Consider the following 7,412-nt stretch of genomic DNA (forward strand, 5'->3'; position numbering starts at 1 on the left):
GCGGCGCACGCGGCGCCTTTTTCACCCAAACGCTGATGGAATACCGATGAACGCAAAGAACTTGACGGGATTTGAGGTGGAGAATCTGGAGTTTCGGCCGAACGGCCGGGCCATCCTGAGCGACCTCAGCGCGGCGTTTTCGTGCGGGCACATCTACGGCATCATCGGTCCCAACGGCGCGGGCAAGAGCACATTGATGAAACTGCTTGCGCACCATCTTCAACCCACTGCGGGACAGGTCCGGTTTGCCGACGAAGATGCGGCCGGCTGGAACGCCCGTGCCTTTGCGCGCGAGGTCGCCTACCTCCCGCAAAGCCTGCCCACGGCGGAACATCAGACCGTGCGCGAACTCGTCGCTCTCGGCCGCTATCCCTGGCACGGCCCGTTCCGCAAACTTTCGGCCGAGGATCGGCAAGCCGTCGAGACCGCGCTCGATGAGACGGGTAGCCGAGAACACGAGAATCGCCTGGTCGGCACGCTATCCGGCGGCGAACGCCAGCGCGCATGGATCGCGATGGTGCTGGCGCAGGCGCGCCGGTTCCTGCTTCTCGACGAGCCGACCTCGGCACTCGATCTTGCGCATCAGGCACGCATTCTCGCCCTGTTGCGCGGGATCGTCGACCGACGCGGCATCGGCGTCGCGCTGATCGTCCACGACCTGAACATCGCCGCCCAGTTCTGCGACCGCATTCTGGCGCTTCGAGACGGACAACTCATCGCCTGCGATGCCCCGTCCGAGATCATGACACCCGCCGTGCTGACGCGGCTTTACGACATTCCCATGGATGTCTTCGCTCATCCCGCAAACGGCCGCCCCGTCGGATATATCGCGTCATGAAACGCGCCGTTCTCAGCTTCGTTTTCGCCCTTCTCGCGGCGGCGGGCGCAAACGCCAGCGAGCCCGAAGAACCGAACGTGGTTCCGTTGGATTGGGGGCTTGCCACAACGCTGCTCGGCATGGGGGTCGATGTGCCGGCGATAGCCGAAAAACCAGCCTTTCTGGATTGGGTGCAGGATCCTGCGCCGCCGCCCTCGGCCCCGGATCTCGGCTTGCGGCTTGCCCCGGATATGGAACGGCTCCAGGCGGCCGAGCCCGATCTCATCCTCGTTTCCCCGCAATTCGCCAGCATCCGGAAGCGTCTCGAAAGCGTGGCCCCGGTTCACTCCTTCGCGACATTTACCCCGGACAAGACGCCATTGGCCAATGCACGTCGCATCACCCGCGAGCTTGGCGACCTGCTGCGGAAACCGGAGGCAGCCGAAAAGCTGATTGCGGACACGGAACGCGCAATCGCCACCCTACGCGCAAAATCGGCCGAACAGCCCAACCGGTGTGCATTTCTCGTCGTCAATTTCGTCGATGCGGGGCACGCGCGCGTCTTCGGCGAAGGCAGTCTTTACGGCGGGGTTCTCGAAGGAGCGGGGCTTTCCAACGCCTGGACGGGCGCCACGAATTTCTGGGGCTTCACCACCGTACCGTTGGCGGCACTCCTGCATCAGGCCGATGCCGAACTCATCGTAGTGGCTCCGGTTCCCGTCGAGGTGAACCGAATGCTAGACGCCGAGCAGGGAGGCGCTTCCGAAAGCCTGCTTGGAAAAATTCCATCGGTGCGCGACGGCCGTTTCCGTGTGTTGCGGCCGATCTGGTCGTTCGGCGGTCTGACCGAAGCCACCACATTCGCAAAGACACTTTCCGCAACAGCCTTGCCGAGCTGCAGCAATGACAATTCATAACCGCCCGGTCGCTCTCATTCTGGCAGTGTTCGGTCTCGCATTGCTTGGCCTGCTCATCGCCCAGAACACGCTCGCCATCGCCGGTGGCGAGAGGCTGTCAGCCCTGTTGCTCGGCCAGACCGGCGATCGTGCCGTTTCCATCGAGTATTGGTACGCTTATATGCCGCGGCTCGCCGTGGCGTTGATGGCCGGAGCCGGACTTGGCATCGCCGGTGCGGTTCTTCAGCAGGTTCTGCAGAACCCGCTCGCGTCTCCGGCCACACTCGGTGTTACCTCCGGCGCGCAACTCGCCCTGGCTGTGGCCCTCTTGCTGGCCCCGGACCTGCACGCCGATCATCCTTTTCTGATCGCCCTGGCCGGCTCTTTCCTGGCCTGGGGTCTCGTCAGCATTCTGGTTGGCCGCCGCATGGACGACCCCGTCAGCCTCGTTCTGACCGGCATGGTCGTGAGCTTCACGGCAGGGGCCATCACCACCTGCCTTTTCCTGCTCAAGAATCAGTATCTCACCAGCCTTTTCCTGTGGGGTGCGGGCGATCTCGCCCAGCACGATTGGCAGGGTGCGCGATTTCTTCTTCCTCGCCTGGGACTCGCCACAGTCGCCCTCCTCCTTTTAAGCCGTCCTCTAACCTTGATGGGCCTGGGCCGCGAAAGCGCACGTTCGTCCGGTCTGGCAACGGGACTGTTCAGTTTTCTCGCGCTGGGCATTGCGATCTTCGTGGCATCGGCGGTGACGGCAACGGTCGGCCTGATCGCCTTTGTCGGCCTGGCGAGCCCCCATGTGGCATCGCTGCTCGGCATGCGCCGGGTCGTGCCACGGCTTCTGACGGCCGGTGCAGCGGGTGCGTTGCTTCTCGGCCTTGTGGATCAGGGCATTCAGTTCGGATTGAGCGGCCTGGCGAGCTTCCTGCCGGCCGGCGCGCTGACCGGGATCCTGGGCGCGCCTTTGTTGCTATACCTTCTCAAAAGGCTGCCCGCCGCCGGCGTAACGTCCGCCGGCGAAACCCTGCCCGTTTCGGCGGGCCTCTCCAGACCCGCCGAGCGCCGCCTGCTTGTCGTGCTCGCGGTGCTGCTCTCATTGATCGGCTTTCTCGCCTTTTATCTGCCGGCGATCAGCGCTGAAATTGCGTGGGCCTGGCGCGCGCCGCGTGTGTTCGCCGCCATCCTGTCCGGTGCCGCGCTTGGCCTCGCCGGTTGCCTTGTGCAAAGGCTTCTGTCGAACCCGATGGCCAGTCCCGAGATCATCGGCATTTCGACCGGTGCCGTCATGGGCGTCATTGCCGTCATGCTGATCCTGCCCGCCGCAACGGCCGCGGCACAACTTGCCGGCGCTCTTCTCGGTGCGTTGGCGATCCTCGTGGCGATCCTGGCCTATGCCAGCCGGCACGATCTCGATCCCCGCCGGCTCATCCTGGCGGGCATCGCTATCACCGCCTTCGCCGACGGACTGATCCTGATGTTTCTGGCGACCGGCGACCCGCGCGGCAGTGCCGTCCTCGCCTTCATGTCGGGCTCCACCTATCGCGTTGCCATGGAAGACCTGACACTGCCGGCCACGATGGCGGTAGCGGGCACCGCCGCAACGCTGGCAACCCTGCGCTGGCTCGATATCCTGTCGCTCGGCGGAACCGCAAGCCGATCCCTGGGGCTGCCGCTCGGCTTTTCGCGATTGCTCATCATCGTCGCCACCGCCTTGTTGACGGCCTCCGCCTGCCTGTTTGTCGGCCCTATCAGCTTTGTCGGCCTGACCGCCCCCCATATCGCACGACTGTCCGGTCTCCGCCGCACCGCAATGCAGTTGCCCGGTGCCGCCATGATCGGCGCCATTCTGGTCGTCGCGGCCGACTGGCTGGGGCGCCAGATCTTCAGGCCATACGAACTGCCGGCCGGCCTCACGGCGATCCTCCTGGGAGCTCTGGTTCTCGCAACGGTCTTGTTGCGCCATGGCGCTGGAGCCGGCAAACAACCGGCATCCAGGGCCGCGGCGTGATCCGCGCTTCAAAGAATTTCCTCTCGTCCACAAGTTCGCGTAGAGATTGTCGCTGATGGACGAGGATCAAAATCCCTTGGCAAAACCCGACACGAAATCACTCGAGAAACAGACCGCGCTGGCGCTCGAGCGTCTCGCCATAAAACTGGCGCAATACCGCCCGGCCCACGCACGGGCACACAAGCTGAGCAATCAGCAGATCGTCATCATGGCGGCCATATTCGACCGGCCGGGCTGCAACGTGAAAGTCATCACGGAGCAGACCGGCATGTTTCAGTCGACGATAAGCCGCAGCCTCGAAGGGCTTATCGCAAACGGTTATGTCGAACGCGAGCGCTCCAAGGCCGATTCACGCATGACACAATTGCACGTGAGCGAGACCGGCGCCGACATTCTCGCGGCGGTACGGATTGAATGGCGCAACCGCGTTTCGGCATTGCTTTCAAGCCTTCAGCCCGCCGAAAGAGATGCCGCCGCAAGCGGTCTCCAGTTGCTCGTCAAGAATCTGGATCACTTGTAAAAACGCCGGTCTTTGTCGGCGCGTCGCGTCGCGGGGTGAAAGAGACGGTCCCGATCATCGACGCAATGAGAGACGGGGCATATGCTCGCTGGCCAACGGCCCAAGAAACGCATTCTCGCGCGTCCACGCCATACCTGTCATGGTCCAGGCGTTATTCGGCGGCCTCGGAATAGGACGTCGGCAGATAATTGAGAACCGGACCGAGCCAGCGTTCCACATCGGCAACATCCATCTTCTTCCTTGCCGCATAGTCCTCCACCTGGTCCCGCTCGACCTTGGCGACGCCGAAATAATAGCTTTCGGGATGCGACATATAGAGGCCCGAGACCGATGAGCCCGGCCACATGGCCATGCTTTCGGTCAGCTGCACGCCTGAATTTCGCTCCGCGTCGAGAAGTTCGAACAACGTCACTTTCTCGGTGTGGTCGGGCTGAGCCGGATACCCGGGTGCCGGTCGAATGCCAAGATAGGGTTCGGCGATCAGTTCCTCGGGCGTATAGTTCTCGTCGCCCGCGTAGCCCCAGAATTCTTTACGAACCTTTTCGTGCATACGCTCGGCGAAGGCCTCGGCAAAACGGTCGGCCAGCGCCTTCACGAGGATCGAGTTGTAATCGTCGTTGGCGCGCTCGAAACGCTCGGCAATCGCCACTTCCTCGATGCCCGCCGTCACCACGAACCCGCCGAGCCAGTCCGGCTTTCCGCTGTCCACGGGCGCCACGAAATCCGACAGCGCAACATTCGGCTTGTCCCCACGCTTGGTAAGCTGCTGGCGCAGGGTGAAAAATGAAGCAAGTTCCTCTTTCCGGCTTTCATCGGTGAAGAGCCGCACGTCGTCGCCCACCGCGTTGGCCGGCCAGAAGCCCACCACCGCGCGCGGGGCGAACCACTTCTCGTCGATGATCTTCTTGAGCATGGCCTGCGCATCGTCGAAAAGCTGGCGCGCCGCCTCGCCCTGTTTCTCGTCCTCGAGGATTTTCGGGTAGCGGCCCTTCATCTCCCAGGTCTGGAAGAACGGCGTCCAGTCGATATAGCGCGACAATTCTTCGAGATCCCAGCTTTCGAACACCTTCGTGCCGATGAACGAGGGCTTGGGCGGAGTGTATGCAGCCCAGTCGATCTTGTGGGCATTCGCGCGTGCTCTGGCAATCGGCAGGCGTTGTTTCTCCCGCTCGGAACGCTCATGCGCCTCGGTCACCTTGCGGTATTCCTCGCGCACGCCATCGATATAGCCATCGCGGGCATCGAACGACAGAAGGTTCGAGACGACGCCGACCGCGCGGCTCGCATCGTTTACATGCACCGCCTGCCCACGCTCGTAGCTCGGGTGAATTTTTACCGCCGTGTGGACACGGCTGGTCGTCGCCCCGCCGATCAGAAGCGGAATGTCGAAACCCTCGCGCTCCATCTCGGCCGCCACATGCACCATCTCGTCGAGCGACGGGGTGATGAGGCCGGAAAGGCCGATAATGTCGACCTTCTGTTCGCGCGCCGTCTCCAATATCTTCGCCGCCGGCACCATCACGCCCAGATCGACGATCTCGTAATTGTTACAGGCCAGCACGACGCCGACGATGTTCTTGCCGATGTCGTGCACATCGCCCTTCACCGTAGCCATCAGGATCTTGCCGGCGCTCTCGCGCTCGCCGCCGCCATTGGCCTTCTTCTCCTCTTCCATATAGGGAAGCAGAATGGCCACGGCCTGCTTCATCACGCGCGCCGACTTCACCACCTGCGGCAGGAACATCTTGCCCGCGCCGAACAGGTCGCCAACCACGTTCATGCCGGCCATGAGCGGCCCCTCGATCACATGCAGCGGGCGCTCGGCGTTCTGCCGCGCTTCCTCGGTGTCGGCGTCGATATATTCGGTTATGCCGTTGACCAGCGCATGTTCCAGCCGCTTCTCGACCGGCAGCTCGCGCCAGGAAAGGTCTTTCTCCTTGGCCTCGCGCCCGCCAGTGCCGCGAAAGCGCTCGGCAATTTCCAGCATGCGCTCCGTCGCGGTGCCGCCGGCCTTCGGCACGCGATTGAGCACCACGTCCTCGCAGGCCTCGCGCAATTCCGGGTCAATCGTGTCATAGACGGCGAGCTGGCCGGCATTGACGATGCCCATATCCATGCCCGCTTGAATGGCGTGATAAAGGAACACCGCGTGCATCGCCTCGCGCACGGGCTCATTGCCACGGAACGAGAACGAAAGGTTAGACACGCCGCCCGAGATATGGACATGCGGCAGAGTGCGAACGATCTCGCGCGTCGCCTCGATGAAGTCGACGCCGTAATTGTCATGCTCCTCGATGCCGGTCGCCACGGCAAAGACGTTCGGATCGAAGATGATGTCTTCCGGCGCAACGCCGGCCTTCTCGGTCAGGAGCTTGTAGGCGCGGGTGCAGATTTCCACCTTGCGCGCTTCGGTGTCGGCCTGACCGGTTTCGTCGAAGGCCATAATGACCATCGCGGCACCGTACATGCGGCACAGATTGGCCTGATGCAGGAACGCCTCCTCGCCCTCCTTGAGCGAGATGGAGTTCACCACCGCTTTGCCCTGCACGCATTTCAGGCCGGCTTCGATCACCCCCCATTTGGAGGAGTCGATCATCACCGGAACGCGCGCGATGTCGGGCTCCGCCGCCACGAGGTTAAGGAACTCGATCATCGCCTTTTCGGAATCGATCAGGCCCTCATCCATATTGACGTCGATGATCTGCGCGCCGCCTTCCACCTGGTTGCGCGCCACGTCCAGCGCGGTCTGTGTCGATCGTTCGAGCCGGACCTGCATAGAACGCAGGCCGCGCAGCGCGAGGGAGGCATCGTCGGGAGAGACGACCTGCCCCATGAACTGGGCCTGGCGCCGGATGCGATTGATCACTGGCTTCGCCGCACTGGCGCTGCCCATCATCACGTCGGAATGACCGCCCACGTGCTTGGTAAGGCTCATCACCGATACATCGCAGCCGTGTGTCAGGGCCGGGAAGCCCAGCGGCGTCGCCCATGTGTTGTCGATGATGGAGAGAATGCCGCGCTCGCGGGCGAGCGAGGCGAGCGCGTCGACGTAAGCTTCCTGGCGCGCGACGCTCCAGTACTTCAATTCGTCGAGCGGGATATCCATGCCGGTCACCGCGCAGCGCACGAAGGTGCCCGGCGAGACGACCTGAAAGTCGCCATCGAGATAAC

At 63.1% G+C, this 7,412-nt stretch carries 5 protein-coding genes; 4 read left to right on the plus strand and 1 reads right to left on the minus strand.

Annotated features, from left to right (window positions below):
• Window positions 1–46 precede the first annotated feature (46 nt).
• The 4 genes from QZ638_RS09735 to QZ638_RS09750 are packed head-to-tail and all read left to right on the plus strand — an operon-like array spanning window position 47 to window position 4,241.
• On the plus strand, window positions 47–838 hold the full coding sequence (locus tag QZ638_RS09735) for an ABC transporter ATP-binding protein (RefSeq protein ID WP_295809450.1): 792 nt from the start codon (window positions 47–49) through the stop codon (window positions 836–838).
• Window positions 835–1,734: an ABC transporter substrate-binding protein gene (locus QZ638_RS09740; RefSeq protein ID WP_295809451.1), complete on the plus strand. Its 900-nt coding sequence runs from the start codon at window positions 835–837 to the stop codon at window positions 1,732–1,734. Before QZ638_RS09735 ends, QZ638_RS09740 begins: the two co-directional genes overlap by 4 nt.
• Window positions 1,721–3,721 (plus strand): Fe(3+)-hydroxamate ABC transporter permease FhuB, encoded by a 2,001-nt coding sequence (gene fhuB / locus QZ638_RS09745; protein WP_295809453.1) that lies wholly within the window; start codon window positions 1,721–1,723, stop codon window positions 3,719–3,721. The genes QZ638_RS09740 and fhuB overlap by 14 nt, the downstream gene beginning before the upstream one ends.
• Window positions 3,722–3,776: 55 nt before the next feature.
• A complete protein-coding gene (locus QZ638_RS09750) occupies window positions 3,777–4,241 on the plus strand; it encodes a MarR family winged helix-turn-helix transcriptional regulator (protein WP_295809455.1) in 465 nt (154 codons plus the stop codon).
• A 151-nt stretch (window positions 4,242–4,392) separates the two neighbouring features.
• Here the strand turns inward: QZ638_RS09750 and metH are convergent.
• On the minus strand, window positions 4,393–7,412 hold a 3,020-nt coding region (metH, locus tag QZ638_RS09755), incomplete at its 5' end, for a methionine synthase (protein ID WP_295809457.1).

The organism is uncultured Nitratireductor sp., from assembly GCF_913053745.1.
Lineage (GTDB): Bacteria > Pseudomonadota > Alphaproteobacteria > Rhizobiales > Rhizobiaceae > Nitratireductor.

What these genes read in the sequence shown, in the direction of transcription:
- fhuB (WP_295809453.1), top strand. Translation starts at nt 1,721, where the DNA reads ATGACAATTCATAACCGCCCGGTCGCTCTCATTCTGGCAGTGTTCGGT.
- QZ638_RS09740 (WP_295809451.1), top strand. Translation starts at nt 835, where the DNA reads ATGAAACGCGCCGTTCTCAGCTTCGTTTTCGCCCTTCTCGCGGCGGCG.
- QZ638_RS09750 (WP_295809455.1), top strand. Translation starts at nt 3,777, where the DNA reads ATGGACGAGGATCAAAATCCCTTGGCAAAACCCGACACGAAATCACTC.
- QZ638_RS09735 (WP_295809450.1), top strand. Translation starts at nt 47, where the DNA reads ATGAACGCAAAGAACTTGACGGGATTTGAGGTGGAGAATCTGGAGTTT.